This window comes from Paraburkholderia sp. JHI2823, from assembly GCF_038900695.1.
In the GTDB taxonomy this organism is placed as follows: Bacteria; Pseudomonadota; Gammaproteobacteria; order Burkholderiales; family Burkholderiaceae; genus Paraburkholderia; species Paraburkholderia mimosarum.
This window is the reverse complement of the sequence record NZ_JAYMRY010000363.1, coordinates 1-361: the sequence shown is the minus strand read 5'-3', so window position 1 is coordinate 361 and position 361 is coordinate 1. Positions and strand designations below refer to the sequence as shown.

1 protein-coding gene is annotated in these 361 nt (G+C 66.2%); it reads right to left on the bottom strand.

Annotated elements, in window-relative coordinates; translation table 11 throughout:
• Window positions 1-71: 71 nt before the first annotated feature.
• Window positions 72-361 (bottom strand): sarcosine oxidase subunit delta (locus VSR34_RS38995; RefSeq protein WP_342965310.1); only part of this gene is annotated, 290 nt, incomplete at its 5' end.

The following is a 361-nucleotide window of genomic DNA, read 5'->3' as shown; positions in this document are numbered from 1 at the left end:
GCCGTTGAACGTGAAGTTCAGCGGAATCGCGCGGTTGATGCGCCCACCGGCGCCGAGGCGGTTCTTCTGGCTCATCGCTGCGTGCTCCCTTGCTTGCTGCCTTGCGTCTCATTGGCCACGTTGGCCGCGCCGAAGGTCTCGTAACTCTGGATCTCGTAGGTGACGGTGTCGCGCGTCGCCTTGAACCAGCGGCGGCACCCCTGCGTGTGGAGCCACTGCTCCCTGTGCACGCCACGCGGGTTGTGGCGCATGAAGAGGTAGTCGCCCCATTCCTCGTCGGTGAGCTTGTCGGTGTCGAGCGGGCGTGCAATGTCGGCTTCGCCGCCGCACGTGAACTCGACTTCGGCGCGGGGACCGCACC